Here is a 25064-nt window from a genome sequence, read left to right as displayed (position 1 = left end):
CCGGCGTTGCCCGGTGCTTCGCGCTATTGAAGGCGTTCGGCATCGGGCAGTTTCCAGCTTTTGTCGAAGAGCGGTTTTTGCGGTCCGTAGAGGCGGAAAAGCAACTCGAACTTGCCCTTGGGGTCGGTGGGAACCCAGTTCGACTCTTTGCCCTCAGGTGCGTCCGGGCCGAAATAGACATCGACCGAGCCGTCGGCATTGGTCTCCACCCCCTCGGTGATCGAAGCGATGCTGGCGCGGTCCATTTCATGGATTAGTGCATGGGTTTCCCGGTCATAGGCCGTCACCGACCAGTAGTGTTCGACAGGTGCGTTGGCTGGAACCGTCAGGCGATAGGTTCCCGCACCATCAAGGGCCGCCCCGTCCTTGTCTTTGCTGGTCATCAGGTAGAATTGCGCGGTGCCGATCCGCTTGATGCCGGTAAATCCCAGCGTATAGGTAACACCGCGCGCATCGACCGGGTATTCGTCGCGGTCGCCATAGCTGCTTTGCACTGCCTTCACGAAATCTGCTCGGGCCGCTGGAAACCAGCCGATGCCCTCGTTCATGACGGGAAAGCCCTTGTCATATTCGGCCGAAAGCCACGCATGCGCCTGTTTGGCAGCCTGGTCCAAGACCTTGGTCGTTGCCGCGTCGGGTGCATAGGGCTTGCCCTTCTGGATGCCGATGGCGCGCAACTGGTCGATCATGGCGCGATCCCGCTCCAGCCAAGGCTCGGTCTGCACCACGCGGTCAAGATTGGCATAGAAGCTTGCGTCATAACGGATCGTGGCATCGAACATCGCGCCGGACGCATCGACGAATTTCGTCGCGGGCGGGTTCTCGGCCTGCGTCAGCGGATAGACGGCGATCCGCTTGCCATAGGCCACGGCCTTGGCGATGTCTTCCTCAGCATGGCTGGTCATGTTCGACCGCAGAAGCGTGAAGCCCGTGAACGTGGCTGAGGGCAGGACCACGTAGCCCTCGGGCACGGTTTCCTGATAGCCCGGCGGCAGGATCAGGTATTTCCCGCCCTTGCCCTGGTCGGCCCCTTCCGGGCCGGCATCCTCAAGCGGCATCTGCCAGGCATCGACGATATTGCCCGCGATCGAGCCGCCATCGGCTGGCGGCACCTCGATCACGATCGGCCCGTCCTTCACGTTCCAGAAGGACATGAAATAGATTGAATCCGGGTTCGGTGTCAGAGTCTGGTTCTGCCAGTCAGCAGGTCGCGACCAGAACAGGATGTCGTTCTGCTTTGCCTCGGTGCGCGACAGCATTTCTTGCCGCATCAGGTCGGCGTTGACCGCCGGCATACCCCAGATCATCGCCTCGACCCCACGCCGTTCGACCATCTGCTGATCCAGGGGCAAGGCCCCATTCTGGGACCAGGCGGGGAGTGCAAGGAAACCCAACGCCAGCGCGCCGGCAAACGCGTATTTCATGACGAGCCTCCACAGGTGACAGCACTATTGTGGGTGCCGGGCGCACCGAGTCAATTCGCTTGGAATGATCCTGACGGGGTTAGAGCTGCGCTTTCTCGCTTTGTCCTATCAAGATGGATTTCTTCTTGCCGCGCATGATCTTGTCTGAAGGAATGAGCCTCTCATTTCTCTTGGACCTGACCCGCCTTGGCCAAATGTGGGGAATTGTCTGCGGTCCTTGGGTCGATCATTCCTCGCCAGCTCGCCCACGGTACTGAAGTTCGGCGGGTCAATGCCGTTGAGATGTATCTGGGCTCCTTTTGGGGAGGAGATGCCTATCAATCGCCACGGCTCGTCTATAAAATGAGACATGTTTCACGGGCGAGATGAACATGACCTCGATTGACTTCCACCAGATCGGCCAGCGACTGAAGGCATATCGCTTGGGCCGGGGCCTTGCGGCCGAAGCGGTGGCCGATGCCTTGGGCATCTCGCGCGCTGCGGTCTATCGGATCGAGGGTGGCGGAGTCGTCAAGATCGAGACGCTGGAAAAGCTGGCGAGCCTGCTGGAAACCAGCGTCGCCTCGCTACTCGGCGCGGGGGTCGAGTATTACGACAATGTTCTCAGCTATTTCGAACGGATGCGGCAGGCCGAGGAAGACGCGGATCAGGTCATCGCCTATTTCCCGCCGACGTCGTATCTGCTGACCTCGGACGCCTATATGGCCCCGCTGCGACAGGCGTTGCTGGAAGCGGAATCGGGCAATAGTCCGACCCATGGTGAAATGGCCGAGGTCGACGCGATCATGGCCATACTTGAAGAACGCAAACGTGCCCGCGCCAAGCGCAGGCTGAGTGTCATCAACTTTGTCAGCGCGCCCGAGGTCGAACGCTGGTTGCGCACCGGCGTGGTCGGAAGGTTCGACCTGCTCGCTGATATTCAGGTCGAACGCCGTCTGGCCGCCCGTCGCGAAGTCGAGCACCTGATCTCGCTGATTGAAACCGAGCCGATGGGCGTGCAGATCGGCGTGATCGATTCGACCCTGCCGAACCTTACGTTCCAGACCTTCCGTCGCAGCGGCAAGGCCTTGGTTTGCATAAGTCCATTCCGCCTGACTGGTGATCTTCCCAACCTTCGCTCGGGTGTGGCGATGGTGACCAGCGATGCCGAGCCGGTGCGCCTTTACGAACGCCTGACGGAAGACATGTGGCGCCGTTCGCATCGGGGCGAATCTGCGATTCGTATCCTGCGGGGCGTACTGGACCGCACCGCCGCTCTCGACAGCTGACGCGAACGCCCTTGCGGGCATTCATAACCTTCGGACTGAATTACGCTTTTCAAGGAAATCTCAATTTTGAGAGCGATCTTGAATTTGATACTTGCTGAGAGTAGCGTCAGATCCAGAAGCATCAGCAGAGCTTCAGCCATTTCCTCATTGCCGCCGCAAGGCCCTGCACAAGACGGGCGCGCCTTTTGGGAACGCTCGCTCTGCCATTTTTACTGGGGGGGCCGCTATGGCGACTAACGAGATTCTGGGCCAAGAGCGCACGGGCGCACCACCGACGCAGGTGGATGCCAAGGCCCGCAAGGCCCTGTGGGGCGCGGCTATCGGCTATGCAATGGACGGCTTCGACCTGCTGATCCTTGGCTTCATGCTGAAATCCATCGCAGCCGATCTGGCGCTTTCGCAAGCGCAGGCCGCCTCGCTGGTCACGGCGACGCTGGTCGGCGCGGTGCTGGGCGGGATCGGCTTCGGCATGCTGTCGGATCGCGTCGGGCGTATTCGCGTCCTGACCTGGACCATCGTGCTGTTTGCCGTCTTCACCGGACTGTGCGCCTTGGCGCAGGGCTATTGGGATCTGCTGGCCTATCGCACGATTGCGGGCATCGGTCTTGGCGGTGAATTCGGTATCGGCATGGCGCTGGTGGCCGAGGCATGGCCCGCCAACAAGCGGGCGCGGGCATCGTCCTATGTCGCGCTTGGCTGGCAGACGGGCGTGCTGGCCGCAGCGGTGGTGACGCCGATGCTGTTGCCGACCATCGGGTGGCGGGGCATGTTCGCCCTTGGGATCTTCCCGGCGGTCGCGGCCTACTGGATCCGCCATTCGCTGCACGAGCCCGAGGTCTTCGTCGCGAAATCCAAGGACGCCCCGCGCGAATCCGCCCTGAAACTGCTGATCAAAGACAGGGAGACGACCAAGCTGAGCCTTGGCATGGTCATCCTGTGCTCGGTCCAGAACTTCGGCTATTACGGCGTGATGATCTGGATGCCGAACTATCTCGCCACCCAGTTCGGGTTTGCGCTGACCCAGTCGGCAATCTGGACCTCGGTCACGATCCTGGGCATGGTCGCGGGCATCTTCTGCTTTGGCCACATGGCAGACCGCATCGGCCGCCGTCCGACCTTCTTCACTTACATGCTGATGGCGACCGTGATGGTGCTGATCTATTCGCGCCTGAGCAATCCCAACGAATTGCTGGTCGTCGGCGCGGTGATGGGCTTCTTCGTCAACGGCATGATCGGTGGCTATGGCGCGCTTATCAGCGAGCTTTATCCGACCTCTGCCCGAGCGACGGCCCAGAACGTCCTGTTCAACATCGGCCGTGCCGTGGGCGGTTTTGGCCCGCTGGTCGTCGGCGCCATTGCGGCGGCCTGGAGCTTCCAGGCAGCGATCGCGATGCTGGCGGCGCTGTATCTGCTCGACTTCTTTGCGATGTGGTTGCTGATCCCCGAGCGCCGCGGCGCGCAACTGGACTGACCGGAGGCTGTCATGGGATCGACGACGACCTTGCCTGGCGCCATGGACAAATCGACCGGGGGGTGCTCCTGCGCGCCCTGGTCCCCCAGCATCGTGGCCGAATTGGCCGAGGTGATCCGCAATCACCCCGTCAATGGCGAATACCGGCATCTGGTGGTGAGTTGCAGCGCCGAGGCTGCCGCCGCGCAGCCGGGCCAGTTCTTCCAGCTGCTGTGTCCGCAGCCGCCGGGCGAGGCGCCCTATCTTCGCCGTCCCATGAGCCTTTATGGCGCGTTCCCCGACAAGGGGCAGGTCGAGTTTCTCTATAAGGTCACGGGCGCAGGAACGCGAGGGCTGGACATGTTGAAGCCGGGGGACCGGCTGGACATCATGGGCCCGCTGGGCGTCGGCTACACGCTGAACCCCGGTCTTCGCCACATCGTCGCCGTTGGCCGCGGCGCGGGGTTGGCCACGTTGGCACCGCTGGCTCGTGCGGCGCGCCTGAACGGTACGAAGGTGACGGCTGTCTTCAGTGCCCGGCGCCCCGATCTGGTGATCTCGGTGGACCTGTTCCGTGACGAAGGCGCGGATGTCGTCGTCGTCACGGACCAGGAACAGACCAGCGGCCCCGCCAATGTCGAACGCATCCTTCGCGGCTTGATCGCCGAGGGGCGGTGCGACGCATTCTACACCTGCGGCTCCAGCCGCCTGATGCGGGTGCAGCAGCGGTTGGCGCAGGAATACGGCTTGCCCGGCCAGGTCGCGATGGAGCAGCAAATGGCCTGCGGCATTGGCCTGTGCTATTGCTGCGTCCGCGATTTCAACGTCAACGGAGAGATCGTCAACCGCCGCGTGTGTTGGGACGGGCCGGTCTTCGACCTGATGGAGGCCCTGCCATGAGCATGAATGTCGACCTGTCCGTCGATATCGGCGGCCTGCGGCTTAGAAATCCGGTGATGCCCGCCTCTGGCACCTTTGCCGAAGGGCTGGAAAAGGTCATGGATTTCAACCGGCTGGGCGCTTTCGTCACCAAGACGATCACGCGCGAACTGCGCACCGGCAATCCGCTTCCGAGAGTCGTCGAGCAGCCCGGAAGCCTGATCAACGCCATCGGCATTCCGTCCAAGGGCGTTCCGTATTTCGTGAATACGACCCTGCCGCATTACCGGCCCTTTGACACGCCGCTGGTCGTCAGCATCTCGGCCCCGACCAGCGAGGGGTTTGCCAGCCTTGCCGCGGAACTGAGCGCCGTTCCGGGCATCGCCGCGATCGAGGCAAATATCTCGTGCCCGAATATCGAGGAGGACGGCAAGGCCTTCGCCATGCGTGCCGACTCGACCGAACGCGTGACCAAGGCGCTGCGCGCAGCGACGCATCTGCCGCTTTGGGTCAAGCTGACCCCGAACACCGGGAACGTTCCCGAAATTGCACTGGCCGCCGAGGCGAGCGGCGCGGATGCGGTCGTGGTCTCGAACACGATCCTCGCGATGGCGATCGACCTCAAGACCTTCAAGCCCAGTCTTGGGAATATCATGGGTGGGTTGTCCGGCGCTGCGATCAAGCCCATCGTGCTGCGACAGGTCTTCCAATGCGCGCGGGCAGTGCGGATCCCGGTCATCGGCTGCGGGGGCATCTCGACCGCCGAGGATGCGGTGGAATACATGCTCGCCGGCGCAAGCGCGGTGCAGGTCGGAACCGCCACGTTCCTGCAACCCGCCGCCATGACCACGATCATCGACGGGCTGCGCACATTCTGTATGCGCCGCGAGATTGCCCGCGTCACCGATCTGGTCGGCGGCGTCGTGATCGAAGAGGCCGATGAACCCGACCTGGCATGGGTCGACCCGGTCGCAGCATCATGACCCTGCTGGCGACGAACGACCGTCGGAATGTCTTTGTCGGAGACGAGGATGATCGCATCCTGGCATCCGAACTGTTCGACAGCCTGCAAGCCGCCACGTTCGACGGCACCGGCATCACGCGCGAAGCCTATTCCGCGCGCGAGTCCCTGGCGCTGGACATTGTCGAGGATAAGGCCCGCGCGCTTGGCCTGTCGACGGAACGCGATGCGGGTGCGAACCTTGTGATCACGCTGGAGGGGACCGAACCGGAGCTGCCTTTCCTTGCTTGTGGGTCGCATCTGGATTCCGTCCCTCAGGGTGGAAACTACGACGGTGCCGCCGGGGTGATCGCGGGACTCGCGATCCTTGCGGGGTTCAAGGCCGAGGGCTTCCGCCCCCGCCGCAGCCTGAAGGTCTTTGGACTGCGTGGAGAGGAAAGCTCGCGCTTTGGTCGGGCATATATGGGGTCGAGCGCGCTTCTGGGCGCGCTGCGCCCCGAAGAGCTTGACGCTCGCGACCGGCACGGCGCCACGCTGGCTGACAGCATGGCCGCGCTTGGCATCGATGTCGCAAGGGTGCGGCGGGGCGAGTACCTGCTGGACCCGGCACAGGTGGCAGGCTGGATCGAGCTGCACATCGAACAGGGCCCGGTGCTGGTCGCGCGCGACCTGCCGGTCGGAATCGTGACCGGGATCCGGGGCAACCTGCGCCATCGCGCGGTCGAGTGCCGTGGAGAGGCGGGGCATTCAGGGGCGGTGCCGCGCTGGCTGCGGCGTGACGCGGTCTTTGCGACAGCCGAGCTTATCGGGCATCTGGACCGACATTGGCGCACCCTGCTTGAGCGCGGGCGTGACCTTGTCGTCACCTGCGGTGAAATGGGGACCGATCCGCGCGAACACGCCATTGCCCGCATTCCTGGCACCACCCGTTTCAGCTTCGAGGTGCGCAGTCAGAATGCCGAGACGCTGGAAACCTTCTACGACATCTTCCGCTCGGAATGCGCCATGATCAGCGAGGAACGCGGCGTGAGCTTCGAGTTCGACCGTCGGGTTGAATCGAAACCCGCTTTGCTGGATGCAGGCTGGATCGCGCGATTGAAATCTGCGGCCGAGGCGCTTGGCCTGCCTGCCGAGGAAATCCCCAGCGGGGCGGGGCATGACGCGGCGGTCTTCGCCAATGCGGGGATCCCCTCGGCAATGGTCTTCGTGCGCAACGAACATGGCTCGCACAACCCGCAAGAGGCGATGGAGATCGACGATTTTCTGGCCGGGATCGCGGTCATGCGCATCGCTATCCGCGACGCGCTGCAATGATCCGCCAAATCCTTGATCGTGGCGCAGTCCGTGCCTTGCGCCCCGCGAATGACCGGCTTAGGCCGGTTGCGCGCCCCGTGTGGCCTGCCGGGCGCGTCCCGCGTCTCGCGGGCGATATTGTAGTTTATGGGGGCGGCGCAGTCCCGTCCGGGTCGTTGCAGGAGGAAAGCCGATGAGCGCACAGGAAGCTGGTCGGACCGTCGCCGAAATGCTGATCGATGCCGGGGCCGTTCATGTCAGCACGGATCGCCCCTTCTTTCTGGCCGCCGGCTGGGCCAGCCCGGTCTATGTGGATGTAAGGCTGCTTTTCGGTGCGGCGGCGACACGGCGCGTCGTGACCGATCTTGCCGCAGATTTCCTTGCCGGACCACTGGCGGGGCACGGATTTGACGCCATTGCCGGGGCCGAGACGGCGGGCATGCCCTTCGCGACCACCCTTGCCGATCGGTTGGACATGGACTTGCGCCATGTGCGCAAGCGGCCCTTGGGCGCGGGGCACAATGCTCAGGTCGAAGGTGGCCCGGTCGACGGGCGCAGGGTTCTGCTTCTGGATGACCTGACCACCGACGGCAGCAGCAAGCTTAGCTTTGCGCGCGGCCTGCGCAGCGCGGGCGCGGTGGTCACGGACGTTCTCACGATCTTCTATCACGACGCATTCCCAGGCACGCGTGAGCGTCTGGCCAATGCCGGTCTGGGCCTGCATAGTCTTGCAACCTGGCAGGATGTGCTCGCCTTGAAGAGCAATTTGCCCGCCCCGCATCGCGCTGTGGTCGAAGAATTTCTTGCCGATCCGGTGGTCTGGTCCGCGCGCCACGGCGGTCGGGCGGACAGGCCGGCAGGCTGAGGCCCCGCGCGGCAGGGCACACCATTCCACCCGGACCGGGGAGCCGGCGGGTAAGGAAACTTCGGAAGGATGGAAGGATAGACCCATGAAAGAAGTCCTGAACTGGCTGCAGACCCAGCCCGGCGGCATCGGCACCTATGTCGCCCTGAACGAGCGCATCCTGAAGGCGCTGCCGGGTGATCCGGCGAATGCGGGCGTCGCGCGCCTGCTGGCGGAACTGACCGGCCGCTTTGTCGAAACAGTCGATCGCGAACCCTTGCCCTCGGCCGTCGACCGCGCGGCCATGCAGATCCTGAAATCCTGGCTTGAGCGCATCATCGCTGTCCAGAATGCCAGCGCCGAGGACAAGCTTGCGCTGATCAATGAACTCGCGCTTGCCGAGATCTCGCCCGAGTGACGCCAACTCCCCTGTGGGGCGCGCGATCGGTGGCGCGCCCCTCAATCTCGCCACCTGCTGCCTGATCCGCTCGATAGCCGGCGCGCATCCGCCCACCTGCGCGCTTCAAGGCCGCGGTGTTATTTCCTGGCAATCCTGTGCAAGCCCGCGTGATCTGCGAACTTCACCTTGCCTCTGGCTTTCAATTTTGATTATCGCGGCATGCGGAGTCGCGACATACAGGCATCGCGACATTTCAGGACCTCGGCATGACGACACAGGATTTTGCGGGCGCGCATGAAGCGCAGTCGCAATCGGTTTTGCAAAACCAGAACTATCGGCATTTCATCGCCTCTCGGACCTGTTCATCGCTTGCTTTCCAGTCCCTGACGGTCGCGATGGGCTGGATGATCTATGAGCTGACGGGCTCGGCCTGGATGCTGGGATGGGTCGGGTTCTTCCAGTTCCTGCCGATGCTCATCTTGACCTTCGTCGTGGGCGCGGTCGCCGACCGCTATGACCGCCGCCGCATCGGGCTTGTCTGCCAATGGGTCGAAGCGGCGACGGTAATCGTCCTGGGACTTCTGGTCTGGCAGCAAAGCCTGACCCCAACCGGCATCCTAGTCGCGGTGGCAGTTCTGGGGGCGGCTCAGGCATTCGAACGTCCGACGATGGCCTCGTTGGTGCCGGGGATCGTGGGGCCGGGAATGCTGCAACGCGCAATCGCCACTTCGACCTCGTTCATGCAGACCGCGCTGATCGTCGGTCCGGCCTTGGGTGGCGTGCTCTACGGCTTCTGGCACATCCTGCCCTTCATCTTCTCAGGCGTGCTGTTTCTTGCGGCGGGTTACAGCGTCGGCACAATTAAGGTGTTGAACGTCGCGCAGGCCGCGCGACCGCCGGTCACGCTGCGAACGGTGTTTGCGGGGGTAGGCTTTATCCGGCGGACACCGGCGGTGCTGGGGATGATCTCGCTGGACCTGTTCGCGGTTCTGCTGGGCGGTGCAACGGCGCTGCTGCCGATCTTTGCCTCGGACATCCTGCAGGCGGGACCGCTGGGCCTTGGCCTGCTGCGTGCAGCGCCGGCGGTTGGCGCACTTGGCATGTCGATCTATCTGGGGCGAGCCCCGATTACGAGCGGCGCGGGCCGAAAGATGTTCGCGGCAGTCGCAGTTTTCGGGCTGGCCACCATCCTCTTCGCACTGTCGAAAAGCGTCGCTGTTTCAATTCTCGCGCTGCTGGTCGTCGGGGCCTCGGACAATATCAGCGTGGTGGTGCGTTCATCCCTTGTGCAGCTGATGACGCCGGACGAGATGCGGGGCAGGGTCAATGCCGTGAATTCGCTTTTCATCGGGACGTCGAACCAGCTTGGCGAATTCGAAAGCGGCATGATGGCGGGCTGGCTGGGACCGGTCGCCGCAGGTGTGATCGGCGGGCTTGGAACCCTTGCCGTGGTCGCGATCTGGATGACCGCATTTCCGGTCCTGCGCCGCGTTGAAAGACTGGACGGCAGCTGAGGGCAAAGACGACCGCTCGCGGCCGCCGTAGTTTGACAGCGGACGCTGACGAGTCGGCTTTGCCCCCGCCGTCGCTGCTAGCGCGCTACCGTGACCGTGACATGGGCGCGTGCGACCACGTCGGCGGCGACCGATCCGATCATCAGCCGTGACAATCCGCGCTTGTTGCCGGTGCCCACGACGATCTGGTCGTAGCCGTTATCCTCGGCATAGGCGACGATCCCGGCTGCTGCTTCACGGCTGACAAGGCTGACCTGCTTGGGTTCCGCGACCCCATTTTCGCGCGCGATTGAAGCGGCATGGTCGAAGATTCCGGCGATTTCCTGATCGCTCCAATGTTGGATCATCGGGCCGCGCGGTCCCCCATGCGCAATATTGACCACGCAGATGGTCAAAGGCGCGCCATATTTCGCGGCCAGTTGCGCTGCATATTGAATTGCGATGTCGGAATGGGGCATTCCGTCCGTCGTCGTCAGAACCTTGCCAATCAACTTGATTTCTCCCTCGGTCCAATCCCTGGGCAAGTGTTGCATCTGCCCGATCAGTTTGTCACCGAGTTTCGAGGACGCAGAGGCAATTGCAGGAGACGCCGCCCGAAGCATTCGCCAAGAAAAAGCCGGACCGTCGGGGTCGACGATCCGGCAGGTGAGGAAGTTCGCTGCATGGGTGGCCCCGGGCGGGGCCACATGTCCCGGGGTCAGCGGCTGGCCAGAGCCTCGCCGCGCAGGCGGACATATTCGGTTTGCGGCACCGGGATGGCATCGGGGTTGCCCAGATCCTCCATGCGGACGCGATAGGTCTCGCGCGCGGACCAGGCGGCGGCGGCGGCGATCACGGTGATCGCGAAGGCGATCGAGCCCACCACCATCGGCACGTTGGTCGAACCGGGGGGTGCGACGGTGGCGAACAGCGCCGGCAGCAGGGCGGTGATCGTCGTGCCGATATTCTGCGAGATCGCCATTGAGGACACGCGCGTCCGGGTCGGGAACAGCTCGGGATAGAAGCTTGGGAAGATCGCGTTATAGCCCTGATAGACGATGCCCCACATCAGCAGCGACATCAGGATCGCCAGCGGCACCGAATGGATCGAGATCGCGTAAAGATAGCCAAAGGCCAGCAGTCCCGAACCCAGCGCGCCGACGATGATCGGGGGCCGGCGGCCGATCTTGTCCGACAGGTTGCCGACAAAGGGGATCACCGCACAGGCCAGGATGTTGCCCATGACCGGGATCCACAGATAGACGTCCTTGTGGAAGCCGATGCCATAGGCCGCCTGCACCGCATAGGCCGCGCCAAAGACAGTGGCGACGACAGGGATCGTGTTCATCAGCGCCATGCAGATCACGCGGATCATGTCGGGCCAGCTGGTGCGGATCGCCTCGACCACGGGCGAGCGCGCGGTCGCCTGCTGGGCTTCTTCCTTCTGGAAGGCCGGGGTTTCGTCGACCTCGCGGCGGATGATCCAGCCGGCGACGATGACCACGAAGCTCAGCAGGAAGGGAATGCGCCAACCCCAGCTGTTGAAGGCGTCGTCGGGCATGAAATGCGCCAGCGGCAGGAAGACGGCCGCGGCCAGGATCTGGCCCGCCTGCACGCCCTGCAGGGTGAAGCTGGCAAAGAATCCGCGACGTCCGAAGGGCGCATGTTCAAGCACCATTGAACTGGCCCCCGAAATCTCGCCCGCGACGGCGAAGCCCTGGACCAGTCGCAGCACGACCAGCAGGATCGGCGCCAGAATTCCGACCTGGCTGTAGGTCGGCAGCAGGCCGACCAGCAGGGTCGAGATACCCATCATGAACATGCACAGGATCAGCACGTTCTTGCGCCCATGCGTGTCGCCCCAATGGCCCAGCACGAAGGCGCCGATAGGCCGCGCGACATAGCCCACGCCATAGGTCGCAAGCGAGGCGATGATCGCCACGCGCTGATTTTCGGACGGGAAGAAGATCTGCGGGAACACCAGCGAGGCGGCGGTCGCGTAGATGAAGAAGTCGTAATACTCCAGTGCCGAGCCGATCCAGCCGCTGGCCGCAGCCTTGCTCGACTGGCTCTTGGCCCGCGCGGACACGGGGTTTGAAGCGGTCATGATAACCTCCCAGATTGCGGCGCCGGCTCCTCAGGCGCTGTGGCTGTGACACATCGCAAAGGGCTTTCGTAACGTCAAAGACCGTTTGTCATGCGGCATTAACACGATGTTATGGACTCGTCCCGCGTGACGTTCGGTCGCGGATCAAGGTGATCGGTCATCCCGTTGATATCGTGGGGGCGCTCAGGCGGCGTCGGCCACCTGCTGCGCGATGCGCCAGCCAAAGACAACCGCGGGTCCGATCGTCGTTCCGGGCCCCGGATAGGTTCCGCGAAAGATCGAGGCGGCGTCGTTTCCACAGGCGTAAAGGCCCTCGATGGGTGCGCCGGCAGTGTTCAGCACACGCGAATCGACGTCGCAATCAAGTCCACCGCTGCCGGCAAGGTCGATCGGCACCACCCGCAGCGCGTAATATGGCGCGGTCCCGATGGGGCCAAGACAGGGGTTCCCGGCGACCTCGGCATCGCCGTTGAAGCGGTTCACGACGGATGAGCCGCGCCCGAAATCGGGGTCGCTGCCCGCTGCGGCATGGGCATTGTTCGCAGCCACGCTGTCGGTCAGTCCCGCGGCATCGACGCCGATGCGGGCGGCCAGTGCAGGGATGCTGTCGGCCCGTTGCAGATAGCCGCGCCGCAGCAGTCTGGACAGGCCGCGCCCACCCGGCAGCACCAGCCCAAGTCCATAGCGGCGGATGAAATGGTCGTCGACAACCAGCCAGGCCTGATCCAGCCCGGCGCGGATCATGCCCATGCAGAAGTCGTGATAGCTGTCGGCTTCGTTGACGAAGCGTCGCCCGTCCGGACCGACCGCGATCAGCCCCGGCTTGGCCCGGTCCAGGATGATATGCGGCCAGACCGCGACCTTGTCGCCGCGCCCGGGCAGCAGCGAGCAGGGCATCCACAGCCCCGCGCTGTCGCAACCATCGCCAAGCGCGGCCCCCGCACGGTCGATGGCAAGCGAGATGCCGTCGCCGGTATTGCCCTCGGGCGATTGCGAGCGCGGCGCGATCTGGGCGGGGAACAGCTTGCGGCGCAGTTCGGTGTTCCAGCCGATGCCGCCGGTCGCCAGCACGACCCCGCGCGCACGCACCCGGCGGTCGCCCTTGGGCGTGCGGATGACCGCGCCGACGACGCGTTCGCCGTCGCGGATAAAATCGGCCAGCGCGCTTTCAAACCAGATCGGCACCTTGCGCTGGCGCAGGCTGAACAACAGCCGCCCGACCAGCGCATTGCCCATCAGCAGCCGTGTGCCGCGCGGGTGGCGCAGGCGGTCGCGGCCATAACGCAGGACATTGCGTGCCGCGACGCGGAAATTTCCAACGTTCGCAAACGGGTTCAGCATTGCCGCGATCTCGTTGCGGGCAACCATCATGCCGCCCAGCCCCATGAAGACGTCACGAGGCGGACGCACCCGATCGAAATCCGGACCAAGCAGCCTGCCGTCGAATTCGACCGGTGCCAGCGCCCGTCCTCCATAGGCTGCGCCCGTCCCGTCCAGATAATCGGGATGGGCGGTGGCCGCGACAAAGCGCAGTTCTGAATTCCGTTCGAGATCGGCGATCGCCTCTGGTCCCGAGGCCAGGAATGCCGCGCGCCTGTCATCTCCACCGCGATTGCCGACGACATGGCGCAGGAAGGTCGCGGCATCCTCGACGCTGTCGGGAACGCCGGCGCGCCGCGACAGTTCGGTCCCCGGCACCCAAGTCGTGCCACCAGAGGTCGAGGTGGTGCCCCCGACCATCGACGTCTTTTCGCACAGCAGCACCTTCAGCCCACGGATGGCACCGGTCAGCGCCGTCGTCATGCCGCCTGCGCCTGCGCCGATGACCAGCAGGTCAACCTCTTCATCAAATGTCCCGGTGTCCATCGCGTGTCTCCCCTTCGCCATGCGCAGGCAGAAATTGCCATGGCAGGCGAAAAAATGGAAGTGATTTTTAGAATTGAATATGATTCCATTTATGCGAGTCGCAAGAGGAGAGGACGGGATGGCGAATGGACGTTATGCGCGGCGGGTGCTGCTGATCGGGGGAACCGGCTTCATCGGGCAAAGGGTGGCCGGGACGCTGCTGCAGCAAGGGATCGTGCCCCGGCTTTTCGATCTGGAAGGGGCGATCCGGCGCATGGACCCGCTGCCGGGTTGCGAGACGGTCGTGGGCGATGTGACCGACGCGACGTCGCTTGACGCAGCGGGGCAGGGGTGTTCGGGCATCGTCCATCTGGCCGGGCTGATGACGGTCGATTGCGCCCGCGACCCGGCGCTGGCGGTGCGGGTGAACGTGCTTGGCTCGACCCTAGTGTTCGAATTGGCGCGGCGGATCGGGGCGCCGGTTGCCTATCTCAGCAGCGCTGCGGTCTTTGGACCGGAAAGTGCCGCGACCCCGCACCCGATGTCGCTTTACGGCGTCACCAAGCTTGCGGTGGAGGGCGTGGCGCGGGTCTGGGCCACGGATCACGGCGTCCCCAGCCTCGGCCTCAGGCCCTACATCGTCTATGGTCCGGGGATCAGCAGCGGCATCGCGGCGGGCCCGTCGATCGCACTTGCGGCCTCGGTCCGGCGTGAGGCGGCGCAGATCCGCTTTTCGGGCCGGGTCGGCTTTGTCCATGTCGATGACGTGGCCCGCCTGCTGGCCGCCGCGATGACGCAGCCGATGCAGGGGGCAAGTGTCCTGACCATGGCGGGCGACACGCGCGAGATGACCGAGTTCACTGCCGAGCTTGCCCGGCAAAGCGGTTGGGATGGCATCGGGATCGAGGGTGTGCCCCTGCGCATCCCGGCCGACCTTTCCTCGGACCCGGTGCCCGCCGGACTGGGCGACCATCCGGTCACGCGGATCGAGGAGGGGATTGCCCGGACGCTGGCCGAACTGTGCGGGGCCTGAGGCCCCGCACGCTGTCTCAGGCGGCATCCTCGATATGTCCGCCCAGGAAAAGTTGGCCGACGCGCGGATCGGCCAGCAGCTTGTCGGCACGGTCGAACATCCGCGTCTGGCCCAGTTCCAGCACCAGCCCGTAATCGGACATGGCTAGTGCGGCCTTGGCGTTCTGCTCCACCATCAGGATCGTGACACCCTGATCGCGCAGCCGGATCAGGGTCTGGAACACTTCCTGCACGAGGTTCGGGGACAGCCCGATCGAGGGCTCGTCGATCAGGATCAACTTCGGGTCCAGTAGCAAGGCGCGGGCAATTTCCAGCTGCTTCTGCTGGCCGCCCGACAACTCGATTGCCTTCTGGTCGCGGCGCTCGCGCAGCATGGGAAACTGGTCCATGACCTGCTCGATCCGTTGTCGCACCTTGCCCTGATCCTTGGCGGTAATGCCCCCCAGTTCGAGGTTATGGAACACCGACAGTTGCGGCACGACGTTGCGCCCCTGCGGGACGTAGGTGACGCCGCGGGCGATCATTTCGGCCGGGCGCTTGCGGGTCACGTCCTCTCCCTCCAGCAGGACCTGGCCGGAATGGATGTTCAGAAGCCCGAAAATGGCCTTGAACACCGTGGACTTGCCCGCGCCATTCGGCCCGATCACCGTGGTGATCGAGGCTTTCGGAATCGTGAACGAGGTGCCATTCAGGATGGTGATGCGGCCATAGCCGCCGGTGACGTCCCTGACTTCCAGCATGTCAGCCCCCCAGATAGGCGTCGATGACCGTCTGGTTCGCCCGGATTTCGTCCGGCGAGCCTTCGGCGATGATCTCGCCCTGCGCCAGCACGATGATACGTGTGCATAGCGACATGACGAATTCCATGTTGTGCTCGATCACGACGAAGGTGGTGCCGTGCTCGCGGTTATAGGTCAGCAGACGTTCCTTGAGATGGGCCAGCATGGTCAGGTTCACGCCCCCCGCCGGTTCGTCGAGCAGCACGATCCCCGGCCCCGCCATGAAGGCCATCGCGGCATCGACCAGCTTCTGCTGGCCATAGGACAGCGACCCCGCCTGCGTGTCGCGATAAGGTGTCAGGTGGAAGAACTCGATCAGCTGCTCGGCCTTGCCGGTCAGCCCGGCATCGGGCTTGCCGAACAAGCGCGACAGCATCGAACCTTCGTGCTCCTGCCCAGCAAGGATGACGTTGTCGAGCACGCTCATCTTCGGGAAGACCGAAAGCTGCTGGAAGGTCCGGCCGACTCCCATCAGCGACAGGTCCGCCGGTCTGACGCCGTCGGTCGGGCGGCCCAGGATCTCGCAATGGCCGGCACTTGGCCGCAACTGGCCCAGGATGCAGTTGAACAACGTCGACTTGCCTGAACCGTTCGGCCCGATCAGGCCCAGGATCTCGCCCTTCTGGACATCGAAGCTGACGCCGTTCACCGCCTTGATCCCGCCGAAATGCTTCGAGATGTTGCGGACGGAAAGGATGGGTGCGTTCACAGCTGAAACCCCTTCTTCATGTCGGCGCGCTGCTCCTGCTTCGGACGGAACTGGTTCCAGATCCTCTGTCCAAGCCCGATCAGCCCGTTAGGCGAAAACACCATCAGCAGGATCACCAGCGTCGAATAGATGATCAGGTAGTAGCCCTCGGTGAAGCGCAGCAGCTCGGGCAGCAGGATGACCACGGCGGCGCCCAGCATCGGGCCGAAGAAGAAGCCAGCGCCCCCGACCACCACCATCAGAAGCAGTTTCAGCGAGTGGAACAGCGCGAAGCTGCCCGGCTCGATGAACTGCACCAGCGGCGTTTGCAGCGCGCCCGCCAGCCCTCCGAAGGCCGATCCGATGGCAAAGGCCAGAAGTGTCTGGCGGCGGATCTTCAGCCCCAGAGATTCCGCGCGGATCGGGTTCTCCCGCAGTGCCTTGAAGGCCCGGCCCCAGGGCGAATGCAGGATCCACCACATCACGAATGCCGCGATGACGAAGCAGGCCAGCGTGAAGTAATAGAAGTTCAAATTGCTGTCCGTGGCTATGCCCAGCACGCTGGGCCGCGGCATCCCGACGAGTCCGAACGAGCCGCCGGTGATTTCCTCCTCGTTACGCAGGACGAGGAACAGCAGGATGTTGAAGGCCAGCGTCACGAAGGCCAGGAAATGGTGCTGGACGCGTAGCGCCGGCCAGCCCAGCAACAGCCCCACCGCGAAGCATGAGGTGATGGATACGGCCACGGCCGCGATCCAGGGCAGGCCCGCCAGCGTCATCAGCGCCGTGACATAGGCGCCGATCCCCATGAAGCCGGCCTGCGCCATGCTGACCTGCCCGGCATAGCCCAGCGTCAGGTTCAGCCCCATCGCCGAGATCGAGAACAGAAGCCACGATGTCAGCGTATAGATGATGTAATTCCCCTGCCCGAGCGGGGCCAGCACAAGGGCGACGACGCCAAGTGCGATCAGGATCAGTCGGGTCCGGGTCATCATACCGCGCGTCCTTCCTTGGTGCCCAGCAGCCCTTGCGGGCGAAGCAGGATGATGGCGATCAGCAGGATCAGCGGCATCGCCTGCCGGTATTCAGCCGAGACATAGACCGCGGACAGGTTGTCGATCACCCCGATCAGCAGCCCGCCGACCAGCGCGCCCCTGATCTGGTTGAAGCCGCCGACGATGGCCGCGATGAAGGCGACCAGGCCCAGCGTTTCGCCATTCGAGAACTTGGCGAGGTAGACGGGCGAGATCAGCACCGAGGCGATGGTTGCCAGCGCCGCGTTGATCAGGAAGGTGTAAAGCACCATGCGCTTCACATCGACGCCCAGGATTTCGGCTACGGCCGGGTTCTGCGCGCTGGCCTGCATGCAGCGGCCGGTGCGGGTGCGGTTCAGGAACAGTTGCAGTCCGCCGATCGCCAGCATCGAGACAAGCAGGTTGCAGATGTCCTGCACCGAGACGCTGGCGCCCGCGACATTATAGACCGTCTGCGGAAAGATCGCCGGAAAGGGTTGGGCAGTCGCGCCATAGAATTCCTTGACGCTTTCCTTCATCAGAAGGCCAAGGGCGATGGTGGCGATGACCAGCGGCAATGTGCCATGAGGCAGCATCGGTTCGACCACCAGTTTCTTGAAGGCGACGCCCAGGATCAGCAGCGACAGGATCAGCGCAAAGCCGATCGCGGGCCACATCGGCAGCCCCATCCCCATGCCGATCAGCACGAAGAATGCGGGCAGCATGACGAATTCGCCCTGCGCGAAGTTGATGGTCTGCGACGCCTGCCACAGCAGGGTAAACCCCACCGCGGCAAGTGCATAGATGGAGCCGGCGGCAAGGCCGGAAATCAGGATCTGGATAAGCTCGGCCATGTGAACCCCGAGTCAGGTTGCGACAAACCGGGCCAGGCCGGCGAAGTCGGCGCCAGCCTGCCCTTGGCAGCGATGCCGCGCCCGGTCAGGGCGCGGCCTTTGCGGGATCGGATCAGTTCGGCGGCAGGATCGCCTTGACGACCTGCTTGCCGTCCTTGACCTCGACGAAGAAGCTTTCGCGCGACATCTCGCCCGTGTCGTCCCAGCTGACATCCATCAGCACGCCGGGGCAGTCGGCGGCCTTCAACGTCAGCCCATGCATCTTGTCGGCGATGGCCTGGCTGTCGGCCTTGCCGACCAGTTCAGTCACGCACTTGATCGTATAGGCCGCAGTATAGCCTTTGATGGCGTTGTGGTCGGGCGTGTAATTGTACTTCGCCTTGAATTTCTCGACCATCTCGGTCATCGCCGGAATATCGGCGTCGGGGGTCAGGCCGACATGGCCCATCGCGCCATTGGCGGCATCCCCGGCCAACTCGATCACCTTATGGCCGATCAGCGTGGTTTCTCCGACCAGCGGTTGGGTCACGCCCTGCTTGCGCGCCTCGCGCAGAAAGCGGGCGCTTTCCTCTTCGGTCAGATAAACGAAGACGGCATCGGCCTCGACGCCCTTCAGCTTGACCACGTCGGCCGAGAAATCGTTCTGCGCCTGCTCGGTCGGGATGTCGGCCACGATCTCGAAACCGTAGTTTTTGGCCTCTTTCTCGAACGAGCTGTGCCCGCCCTTGCCGAATTCGGTATTGGCCCAGACCACGGCGACCTTTTTCACGCCCATCTCGTCGGCCATGTATTTCGCCATCTTCGGCACGCCCTTTTGCGATCCGAAGGCGGTGCGGAAAATATAGGGGTTGTTCATCGAGGTGATCGAGGGGGCCTCGGACCCAGTGAATTGCGGGATGCCCGCCTGTTTCGCGACCAGCATGTTGACCACGGTCGAGGACGAGAAGACGGTCCCCGTCAGCGCCACGACGCCATCGTCGATCGCCTTCTGGACCATGGCGCGGCTGACCTGCGGGTCGGTCTGGCTGTCATATTCACCAAGTGCGACCTGTTCGCCCAGGACACCGCCGGCGGCGTTGATTTCCTCGAATCCCATCTTCACACCATCGCGGAAGTTGGTTCCGGCGGCGGCACCCGGACCGGAAAGCTCGGCGATCGAGCCGATCTTGATCTCGGCCAGCGCTGGCAGTGCGGACAGGGCCAGCGCGGTCGCGGCCGTTCCGATCAATGTTCTGAACATTCGTTGTCTCCTCCCAAGGATCCGGGTTCTTTTGGCCAGGGCTGCGGCACCCGGTCGCCGCGTCCTGGACGGGATGCGCCAGGGCGGTCCCGATTCTGTTCAAAGATGCGGCAAGCCTCTCCCGTGACCTGCCGCGTCCAGTCTGCACAGGCGCCCAAGGGCTGGCGAGTGCCGTTAATTCATGCCCTGTAACCTTATGTTAATCTAGCGCGATCTTGCGGCTTCCCATCAGCAGTTCGGCCAGCAGCACGGCCTGCGCCTCGAACATGGCCGAGCCGGGCATGGTGGCACAGCCGCGCGCCCGCGCCTGAGCGATCAGAGGCGGAATCGCCGGTCGCGTCACGACGTCGGAAACGAATTGGTCGGGGGTCAGAAGTTCCGTGCGCACCGGCAGGGGATCGCCCTCGCGCATTCCCAGAGGAGTCGCATTTGCCACCAGCGCAAAGCCGCGGGGATCGGTGTCGCCGATGCGGACCCGGCCGGGAAACGCGGCGTCCAGCCGCGTGACAAGGGCGTCGCGTCGCGCCGTGTCGATGTCGTGCAGGGCAAGTTCCGAGGCGCCGCGGGCCAGAATCTCATAGGCGATGGCCGCACCCGCGCCCCCGGTGCCGACCAGCAGCGCCGACTTGCCCGAGACATCGAAACCCTCGGCCCTGACGCCGTCCATATGGCCCTGTCCGTCGGTCGCGTCGCCGATCCAGTCGCCCCGATGGTCGCGGATCATGATGTTGACCGCCTCTGCGGCCCGCGCCCGCGCCGTGACCCTGGCGCAGAAATCTAGGCACGGTCCCTTGTGCGGCACGGTGACGACGATGCCGGGGCAGTTCCTGACCTTGCCCGCCTGTTCCAGCCAGTCGGGCAGGTCGGCGGGCAGGACATGCATCGGGACGACCATGCCGTTATAGCCGCGCTCGGCCATGATCTGGCTGAGCGAGGTTGGCGATTTCACCTGGCCGATCGGGTGTCCGATGATGGGGAAGATCGCGGTTTCGCCGTCGATCCGCAGCCGTTGTGACATCTTGCCTCCTCGCAGTTCCGTCCCGAAGCCCACCGCGATTCCGGCATGGGATTCGCTTGTCCTGTCAGCGAGATTAGCAAATGTGGAATGACATTCAATAATAAAATTGACTTCTGAAATTTGATCTGACTTTATGCGGATAAGAGGACGGAAAGGGCGGTCGAATGTCGAAGCGCATAGCAGTGGCAGTCATCGGGGCTGGGGCCATCGGTCGCACCCATGTCGATACGCTGGCCCGGATGTCCGGCCTGCACCTTGCCGCGCTGGTCGATCCGGCCGAAGACGGTCGGGCGCTGGCCGCTGCCGCCGGCGTGCCCTGCCTGCCCGATGTCGCGGCGCTGATCGATTCCGGGCTGGCGCAGGCCGCCATCGTGGCCACGCCGAACGAAACGCATCTGCCGATCTCGGAAGCGCTGCTGCGCGCCGGAATCCCTGTACTGCTGGAAAAGCCGGTGGCGGAAAGCCTTGAATCGGCGCGCCGCCTGATCGCCGTCGCCGACGAAACGGGGGTGCCGCTGCTGGTCGGGCACCATCGCCGCCACAACCCGATCATCCGCGCCGCGCATCAGGCGATCCACGCCGGCGCGATCGGTGATCTGGTGATGGCGACGGTCAATTCGTCCCTGGCGAAGCCGCCTGAATATTTCCAGGCGCCATGGCGCCGGACAAAGGGCGCGGGCGGACCGCTGCTGATCAACCTGGTTCATGAAATAGACTTGCTGCGTCACTTCTTTGGCGAGATCGCCAGCGTGCAGGCCGTGGCGAGTCACCATCGCCGCGGCTTTCCGGTCGAGGATACAGCCGCCGTCTGCCTGCAATTCGCAGGCGGCGGGCTGGCCACGCTGTCTATTTCGGATGCCGCAGTCGGGCCGTGGGCCTGGGATCTTTCGGCGGGCGAGAACATGGCCCGTTTCCCTGCCCATCCGGTCAGCGCGCATCATTACGCGGGCAGCCGTGCCGGCCTGTCGCTGCCGGATCTGGTCTTGTGGCAGCCGCAGGGCGCGCCCGACTGGACGCGCGAATTGCAGCCCAGGCGGCTCGACTGCATTCCCGCCGATCCGTATGAGCTTCAGCTTGAGCATTTCGCCGGGCTGGTCCGGAATGGAGGCGCGCCCTTGGTTTCGGCCCGCGACGCGACCGCGAACCTTGTCGTTCTGGACGCGATCCGCTCGGCCGCCGAAACCGGAAGGGCGGTCGCGGTTGACCTTTCCCCGTTGGCCTGTGAGTCTGAAACCGGTTTCAACATCGGAAGCGGATCATGAGCAGCGTACTGGAAAAATCCCTCGCCATCGTCGAGCTTCTGGTCGATCACCCCATGGGCCTGCCGGTGACGGCGATCGCTGCCGCGACCGAACAACCCGCCAGCGGCGTGCATCGCACGCTGCAGGAACTGGCGCGGCTGGGCTATGTCCGGCAGGTGCAGGCTCAGGGTGACTACGCGCTGACGATCAAGCTGCCGGCGATGGGGCTGGGCTTCATGGGGCGCGCCGGGATCACCGATGTCGCGCAGCCCGTCATGGACCAGCTTGCCGCCGACAGCGGAGAGCTGATCCGCCTGTCCGTGATCGATGGCGACCGGTTGATCTGGGTCGCGGTGGCGCAGGGCGCGACACGGGGCCTGCGCTATGATCCGGGTCAGGAGCAGGGCGTGGTCGTCCACCTGGCCAGCTCGGCCGGGGGTAAGGCGTGGCTGGCCAGCATGACCGATGACGAGGCACTGAACCGCGTCGGCGCGCAGGGGCTGTTGCGTCAGGCCGAGGGGCAGGGACCCTCTGCCCCGACCAGCATCACCCTGCTGCTTCAGCAGTTGGCCGAGGCGCGGGCGCGCGGCTATGCCACTGCTGTCGACAGCTATATCGCGGGTATGGCCGCGATGGCCGTCCCGGTGCGCTATCACGGCAGCGGGCCGGTGCTGGGATGCCTTTCGATCGCCGGACCAGCGGTGCGGATGACGGATGGTCGCATGGCCGAGCTTGCGCCGCGGCTGCAGGCGGCGGCGGACGAACTGGGCGGCGCGGCCGCCGGAACCAAGTATTTTCGGGCCAATGTGCGGGCGCTAGACGATGACCCGCAGGGCCGCAGAAGCGCATAGGCGCAGGCCCGCGCGGGCGGGCTGACTGGCAGGAGAGAATGGAAGCTTCACCCGAACGCGCCTTGGCGTGCGATGTTCTTGTTGTCGGATCGGGGGCCGCGGGCCTTGCGGCGGCGGTGACGGCCGCGCATTTCGGGCTGCGCGTCGTCGTGGCCGAAAAAGAGCCAGTCTTCGGTGGCACCTCGGCCTGGTCCGGGGGGTGGCTGTGGATACCCCGCAACCCGCTGGCCCGCGCTGCGGGCATCGTTGAGCCGCCCGAGGCGCCGCGCACCTATCTGCGCAGCGAGTTGGGCAACCGCGCCAGCGACCCCAGGCTTGCCGCCTTTCTGGAGAACGGCCCCGAGATGGTGTCGTTCTTCGCCGAGCATACCGCGATGCGCTGGATCGACGGCAATGCGGTCCCCGACTTCCACGAGACCGAGGGCGCGGCGCGGGGCGGGCGCTCGGTGTCCGCGCTGCCCTATGACGGGCGCGGGCTGGGTGGCTGGGCCGCGAAGCTGCGCCCGCCGCTGGACGTGGTCAGCCTGTGGGGCATGGGCATCGCGGGCGGCGCGGACATGCGCCATTTCTTCGACGCGACGCGCAAGCCGCGCTCGGCGCTATACGCCGCGCGCCGGATCGCGCGGCATCTGCGCGACCTTCTACTGCATCGCCGGGGCACGCGGTTGGTGAACGGCAACGCGCTGGTGGCGCGGCTGATGCGCTCGGCGCTGGACAAGGGCGTGACGCTGATCGACAGCGCGCCCGTGACCCAGCTTCTGCGCGACGATGGGCGGGTCAGCGGCGCGCGGCTGGCGACGCCGGACGGGCCGCTGGTGTTGACTGCTGAGCGGGGCGTCGTGCTGGCCACCGGCGGATTTCCCCATGATCCGGCACGACTGGACGCACTGGCCCCGCAGGCAGGTGGCGGGGCCGGGCATTTCTCGGCCGCGCCGCGTGCGAATACCGGAGACGGGATGCGGCTGGCCGAGGCGGTGGGGGCCGAGGTTGACGGCACCCTGGCATCGAACGTGGCGCTGGCCCCGGTTTCGCTGGTGCCGCGGGCCGATGGTTCGGTCGCGCATTTCCCGCATCTGATCGAACGCGCAAAGCCCGGGATCATCGCGGTGACGCCCGAGGGGCGGCGCTTCGTCAGCGAGGCCGACAGCTATCACGACTTCATGGCCGCGCTGATCGCGGCAACGCCGCAGGGCAAGGCGCCCGAATGCTGGCTGGTCGCGGACCACCGGGCGCAGCGCCGCTGGGGGTTGGGTTGGTCGAAGCCCTTTCCGTTTCCGTTGGGGGGTGCGATCCGCTCGGGCTATCTCAAGCGGGGCTGGACGCTGGACGAATTGGCGGCAGCCTGCGGGATTCCGGCCGCGGCACTCGCCGAAAGCGTGGCACGCTTCAACAGCCATGCCGCGCGGGGCGAGGACCCCGAGTTTCACCGCGGCGAAAGTGCCTATAACCGCGTGCAGGGCGATGCCCGGAATGGGCCGAACCCCTCACTGGCGCCGCTGGCGACCGGCCCCTTCTACGCGGTCAGGATCGTGCCCGGATCGCTGGGCACCTTCGCCGGGCTGCGGACCGATGCTCGAGCGCGCGTCGTGGACCGGCAAAGCCACCCGGTTCCGGGGCTTTTCGCGGTCGGGAACGACATGGCCTCGGTCATGGGCGGACATTACCCGTCGGGCGGCATCACGCTGGGGCCCGGCATGACATTCGGATATATCGCCGGCCGCGTGCTGGCCGGGCAACCCGTCACCGGGCTTTCACAGGAGGAAACGCCATGAGCTATTACGAACTCGCCACGCTCGACACCGTGATTTTCGGGGGCGGCAAGGCCGCGCCGGGGATCGAGGCATGGGTCAGCGCCGGGCAGGGGCGGCTTTGCGGCGCATGGGGCACCGATATCGGCACGCTGAACCGCGTGTTCGTCCTGCGCGCCTTCGACGATCTGGCCCAGCTTTACGCGGAACGCGAACGCGCGCTGCGGTCCGACAATCCCTTCGGCTGCGCCGACCTGCTGGTGAACCTGTCGATGGAAAGCCATCGCGCCCTTGATTTCCTGCCGCCAGTCCAGCCCGGCAGCTTCGGACCCATCTATGAATTTCGCACCTACAAGACGAAGTTGAACGGCATCCTGCCCACCATGGAGAAATGGCGCGAGGCGGTTCCCCCGCGCGAGGCTTATTCGAAGCTGACTGTCGCCATGTACGGTCTGGACGGTGCACCGCGCCTGACCCAGATCTGGCCCTATGAAAGCCTTGCCGCGCGCAGCGAGGCGCGGGCGAAATCCGTGGCCGATGGCAAATGGCCGCCGAAGGGTGGTCCCGACTGGCTTTCCCCCGACATGACCAGCCAGATCGCCATGCCGCTTCCGTTCTCGCCGTTGAAGTGAGTGG

The 25064-nt window shown here is 64.8% G+C and carries 23 protein-coding genes; 13 read left to right on the top strand and 10 right to left on the bottom strand.

The annotated features are described in order from the left end of the window. Positions 1-23: 23 nt before the first annotated feature. Positions 24-1424, bottom strand: a complete 1401-nt coding sequence (locus tag RM190_RS12095; protein ID WP_311759705.1) for a DUF1254 domain-containing protein — start codon at positions 1422-1424, stop codon at positions 24-26. A gap of 371 nt (positions 1425-1795) precedes the next feature. On the opposite strand from RM190_RS12095, the gene RM190_RS12090 reads away from it, so the two are divergent. The 8 genes from RM190_RS12090 to RM190_RS12055 all read left to right on the top strand — a co-directional run bounded on the left by RM190_RS12090 (position 1796) and on the right by RM190_RS12055 (position 10033). Then, positions 1796-2692, top strand: coding sequence for a helix-turn-helix domain-containing protein (locus tag RM190_RS12090; protein WP_311759704.1), 897 nt, complete (start codon positions 1796-1798; stop codon positions 2690-2692). Between the two features lie 226 nt (positions 2693-2918). Continuing rightward, positions 2919-4163 (top strand): MFS transporter, encoded by a 1245-nt coding sequence (locus tag RM190_RS12085; RefSeq protein WP_311759703.1) that lies wholly within the window; start codon positions 2919-2921, stop codon positions 4161-4163. Positions 4164-4175: 12 nt separating this feature from the next. Beyond that, positions 4176-5042: a dihydroorotate dehydrogenase electron transfer subunit gene (locus RM190_RS12080; RefSeq protein WP_311759702.1), complete on the top strand. Its 867-nt coding sequence runs from the start codon at positions 4176-4178 to the stop codon at positions 5040-5042. Beyond that, positions 5039-6004 carry a dihydroorotate dehydrogenase gene (locus tag RM190_RS12075; RefSeq protein ID WP_311759701.1) on the top strand — a complete coding sequence of 322 codons (966 nt, stop codon included), beginning with the start codon at positions 5039-5041 and terminating at the stop codon, positions 6002-6004. Before RM190_RS12080 ends, RM190_RS12075 begins: the two co-directional genes overlap by 4 nt. Then, entirely contained in the window at positions 5977-7296 is a 1320-nt protein-coding gene (locus tag RM190_RS12070) for a Zn-dependent hydrolase (protein WP_311759700.1), read from the top strand. Before RM190_RS12075 ends, RM190_RS12070 begins: the two co-directional genes overlap by 28 nt. A gap of 172 nt (positions 7297-7468) precedes the next feature. Continuing rightward, positions 7469-8140, top strand: coding sequence for an orotate phosphoribosyltransferase (locus tag RM190_RS12065; protein ID WP_311759699.1), 672 nt, complete (start codon positions 7469-7471; stop codon positions 8138-8140). 85 nt (positions 8141-8225) lie between these two features. Then, positions 8226-8537, top strand: coding sequence for a hypothetical protein (locus tag RM190_RS12060; RefSeq protein ID WP_311759698.1), 312 nt, complete (start codon positions 8226-8228; stop codon positions 8535-8537). Between the two features lie 248 nt (positions 8538-8785). Then, positions 8786-10033 (top strand): MFS transporter, encoded by a 1248-nt coding sequence (locus RM190_RS12055; protein ID WP_311759697.1) that lies wholly within the window; start codon positions 8786-8788, stop codon positions 10031-10033. 77 nt (positions 10034-10110) lie between these two features. Here RM190_RS12055 and RM190_RS12050 read toward each other — a convergent pair whose 3' ends face one another. The 3 genes from RM190_RS12050 to RM190_RS12040 all read right to left on the bottom strand — a co-directional run bounded on the left by RM190_RS12050 (position 10111) and on the right by RM190_RS12040 (position 13985). Next, positions 10111-10566 (bottom strand): universal stress protein, encoded by a 456-nt coding sequence (locus RM190_RS12050; RefSeq protein WP_311759696.1) that lies wholly within the window; start codon positions 10564-10566, stop codon positions 10111-10113. Positions 10567-10730: 164 nt separating this feature from the next. Beyond that, positions 10731-12119, bottom strand: a complete 1389-nt coding sequence (locus RM190_RS12045; protein ID WP_311759695.1) for an MFS transporter — start codon at positions 12117-12119, stop codon at positions 10731-10733. A gap of 183 nt (positions 12120-12302) precedes the next feature. Further along, positions 12303-13985 carry an FAD-dependent oxidoreductase gene (locus tag RM190_RS12040; RefSeq protein WP_311759694.1) on the bottom strand — a complete coding sequence of 561 codons (1683 nt, stop codon included), beginning with the start codon at positions 13983-13985 and terminating at the stop codon, positions 12303-12305. Between the two features lie 118 nt (positions 13986-14103). Between RM190_RS12040 and RM190_RS12035 the strand changes: the two genes are divergently transcribed. Further along, positions 14104-14997, top strand: a complete 894-nt coding sequence (locus RM190_RS12035; RefSeq protein WP_311759693.1) for an NAD-dependent epimerase/dehydratase family protein — start codon at positions 14104-14106, stop codon at positions 14995-14997. Between the two features lie 16 nt (positions 14998-15013). Here the strand turns inward: RM190_RS12035 and RM190_RS12030 are convergent, their stop codons facing one another. The 6 genes from RM190_RS12030 to RM190_RS12005 all read right to left on the bottom strand — a co-directional run bounded on the left by RM190_RS12030 (position 15014) and on the right by RM190_RS12005 (position 20588). Further along, entirely contained in the window at positions 15014-15736 is a 723-nt protein-coding gene (locus RM190_RS12030; RefSeq protein WP_311759692.1) for an ABC transporter ATP-binding protein, read from the bottom strand. Position 15737: 1 nt separating this feature from the next. Beyond that, entirely contained in the window at positions 15738-16484 is a 747-nt protein-coding gene (locus RM190_RS12025; RefSeq protein WP_311759691.1) for an ABC transporter ATP-binding protein, read from the bottom strand. Continuing rightward, the gene (locus RM190_RS12020; RefSeq protein WP_311759690.1) at positions 16481-17455 is read right to left on the bottom strand and encodes a branched-chain amino acid ABC transporter permease; all 975 of its coding nucleotides are present in this window, start codon (positions 17453-17455) and stop codon (positions 16481-16483) included. The genes RM190_RS12025 and RM190_RS12020 overlap by 4 nt, the downstream gene beginning before the upstream one ends. Beyond that, the gene (locus RM190_RS12015; protein WP_311759689.1) at positions 17455-18330 is read right to left on the bottom strand and encodes a branched-chain amino acid ABC transporter permease; all 876 of its coding nucleotides are present in this window, start codon (positions 18328-18330) and stop codon (positions 17455-17457) included. Before RM190_RS12015 ends, RM190_RS12020 begins: the two co-directional genes overlap by 1 nt. 112 nt (positions 18331-18442) lie before the next feature. Next, positions 18443-19570 carry an ABC transporter substrate-binding protein gene (locus tag RM190_RS12010; protein ID WP_311759688.1) on the bottom strand — a complete coding sequence of 376 codons (1128 nt, stop codon included), beginning with the start codon at positions 19568-19570 and terminating at the stop codon, positions 18443-18445. Between the two features lie 199 nt (positions 19571-19769). After that, positions 19770-20588, bottom strand: a complete 819-nt coding sequence (locus RM190_RS12005; protein WP_311759687.1) for a shikimate dehydrogenase family protein — start codon at positions 20586-20588, stop codon at positions 19770-19772. A gap of 164 nt (positions 20589-20752) precedes the next feature. On the opposite strand from RM190_RS12005, the gene RM190_RS12000 reads away from it, so the two are divergent. The 4 genes from RM190_RS12000 to RM190_RS11985 are packed head-to-tail and all read left to right on the top strand — an operon-like array spanning position 20753 to position 25060. Then, positions 20753-21850 (top strand): Gfo/Idh/MocA family protein, encoded by a 1098-nt coding sequence (locus tag RM190_RS12000; protein WP_311759686.1) that lies wholly within the window; start codon positions 20753-20755, stop codon positions 21848-21850. Beyond that, on the top strand, positions 21847-22680 hold the full coding sequence (locus tag RM190_RS11995; protein WP_311759685.1) for an IclR family transcriptional regulator: 834 nt from the start codon (positions 21847-21849) through the stop codon (positions 22678-22680). Before RM190_RS12000 ends, RM190_RS11995 begins: the two co-directional genes overlap by 4 nt. A gap of 38 nt (positions 22681-22718) precedes the next feature. Then, complete coding sequence (locus tag RM190_RS11990) at positions 22719-24452, top strand: FAD-dependent oxidoreductase (RefSeq protein WP_311759684.1); 1734 nt, start codon at positions 22719-22721, stop codon at positions 24450-24452. Continuing rightward, complete coding sequence (locus RM190_RS11985; RefSeq protein WP_311759683.1) at positions 24449-25060, top strand: NIPSNAP family protein; 612 nt, start codon at positions 24449-24451, stop codon at positions 25058-25060. Before RM190_RS11990 ends, RM190_RS11985 begins: the two co-directional genes overlap by 4 nt. Positions 25061-25064: the final 4 nt, after the last annotated feature.

It is taken from the genome of Paracoccus broussonetiae, from assembly GCF_031854425.1.
Lineage (GTDB): Bacteria > Pseudomonadota > Alphaproteobacteria > Rhodobacterales > Rhodobacteraceae > Paracoccus > Paracoccus broussonetiae.
Note: the sequence above shows the minus strand (reverse complement) of the source record. Positions and strands in the feature narration are given on the sequence as shown.

What these genes read in the sequence shown, in the direction of transcription:
- RM190_RS12010 (WP_311759688.1), bottom strand. Translation starts at nt 19,570, where the DNA reads ATGTTCAGAACATTGATCGGAACGGCCGCGACCGCGCTGGCCCTGTCC.
- RM190_RS11995 (WP_311759685.1), top strand. Translation starts at nt 21,847, where the DNA reads ATGAGCAGCGTACTGGAAAAATCCCTCGCCATCGTCGAGCTTCTGGTC.
- RM190_RS12065 (WP_311759699.1), top strand. Translation starts at nt 7,469, where the DNA reads ATGAGCGCACAGGAAGCTGGTCGGACCGTCGCCGAAATGCTGATCGAT.
- RM190_RS11985 (WP_311759683.1), top strand. Translation starts at nt 24,449, where the DNA reads ATGAGCTATTACGAACTCGCCACGCTCGACACCGTGATTTTCGGGGGC.
- RM190_RS12085 (WP_311759703.1), top strand. Translation starts at nt 2,919, where the DNA reads ATGGCGACTAACGAGATTCTGGGCCAAGAGCGCACGGGCGCACCACCG.
- RM190_RS12020 (WP_311759690.1), bottom strand. Translation starts at nt 17,455, where the DNA reads ATGACCCGGACCCGACTGATCCTGATCGCACTTGGCGTCGTCGCCCTT.
- RM190_RS12075 (WP_311759701.1), top strand. Translation starts at nt 5,039, where the DNA reads ATGAGCATGAATGTCGACCTGTCCGTCGATATCGGCGGCCTGCGGCTT.
- RM190_RS12060 (WP_311759698.1), top strand. Translation starts at nt 8,226, where the DNA reads ATGAAAGAAGTCCTGAACTGGCTGCAGACCCAGCCCGGCGGCATCGGC.
- RM190_RS12015 (WP_311759689.1), bottom strand. Translation starts at nt 18,330, where the DNA reads ATGGCCGAGCTTATCCAGATCCTGATTTCCGGCCTTGCCGCCGGCTCC.
- RM190_RS12040 (WP_311759694.1), bottom strand. Translation starts at nt 13,985, where the DNA reads ATGGACACCGGGACATTTGATGAAGAGGTTGACCTGCTGGTCATCGGC.
- RM190_RS12035 (WP_311759693.1), top strand. Translation starts at nt 14,104, where the DNA reads ATGGCGAATGGACGTTATGCGCGGCGGGTGCTGCTGATCGGGGGAACC.
- RM190_RS12000 (WP_311759686.1), top strand. Translation starts at nt 20,753, where the DNA reads ATGTCGAAGCGCATAGCAGTGGCAGTCATCGGGGCTGGGGCCATCGGT.
- RM190_RS12070 (WP_311759700.1), top strand. Translation starts at nt 5,977, where the DNA reads ATGGGTCGACCCGGTCGCAGCATCATGACCCTGCTGGCGACGAACGAC.
- RM190_RS12095 (WP_311759705.1), bottom strand. Translation starts at nt 1,424, where the DNA reads ATGAAATACGCGTTTGCCGGCGCGCTGGCGTTGGGTTTCCTTGCACTC.
- RM190_RS12055 (WP_311759697.1), top strand. Translation starts at nt 8,786, where the DNA reads ATGACGACACAGGATTTTGCGGGCGCGCATGAAGCGCAGTCGCAATCG.
- RM190_RS11990 (WP_311759684.1), top strand. Translation starts at nt 22,719, where the DNA reads ATGGAAGCTTCACCCGAACGCGCCTTGGCGTGCGATGTTCTTGTTGTC.
- RM190_RS12005 (WP_311759687.1), bottom strand. Translation starts at nt 20,588, where the DNA reads ATGTCACAACGGCTGCGGATCGACGGCGAAACCGCGATCTTCCCCATC.
- RM190_RS12045 (WP_311759695.1), bottom strand. Translation starts at nt 12,119, where the DNA reads ATGACCGCTTCAAACCCCGTGTCCGCGCGGGCCAAGAGCCAGTCGAGC.
- RM190_RS12050 (WP_311759696.1), bottom strand. Translation starts at nt 10,566, where the DNA reads ATGCAACACTTGCCCAGGGATTGGACCGAGGGAGAAATCAAGTTGATT.
- RM190_RS12090 (WP_311759704.1), top strand. Translation starts at nt 1,796, where the DNA reads ATGACCTCGATTGACTTCCACCAGATCGGCCAGCGACTGAAGGCATAT.
- RM190_RS12030 (WP_311759692.1), bottom strand. Translation starts at nt 15,736, where the DNA reads ATGCTGGAAGTCAGGGACGTCACCGGCGGCTATGGCCGCATCACCATC.
- RM190_RS12080 (WP_311759702.1), top strand. Translation starts at nt 4,176, where the DNA reads ATGGGATCGACGACGACCTTGCCTGGCGCCATGGACAAATCGACCGGG.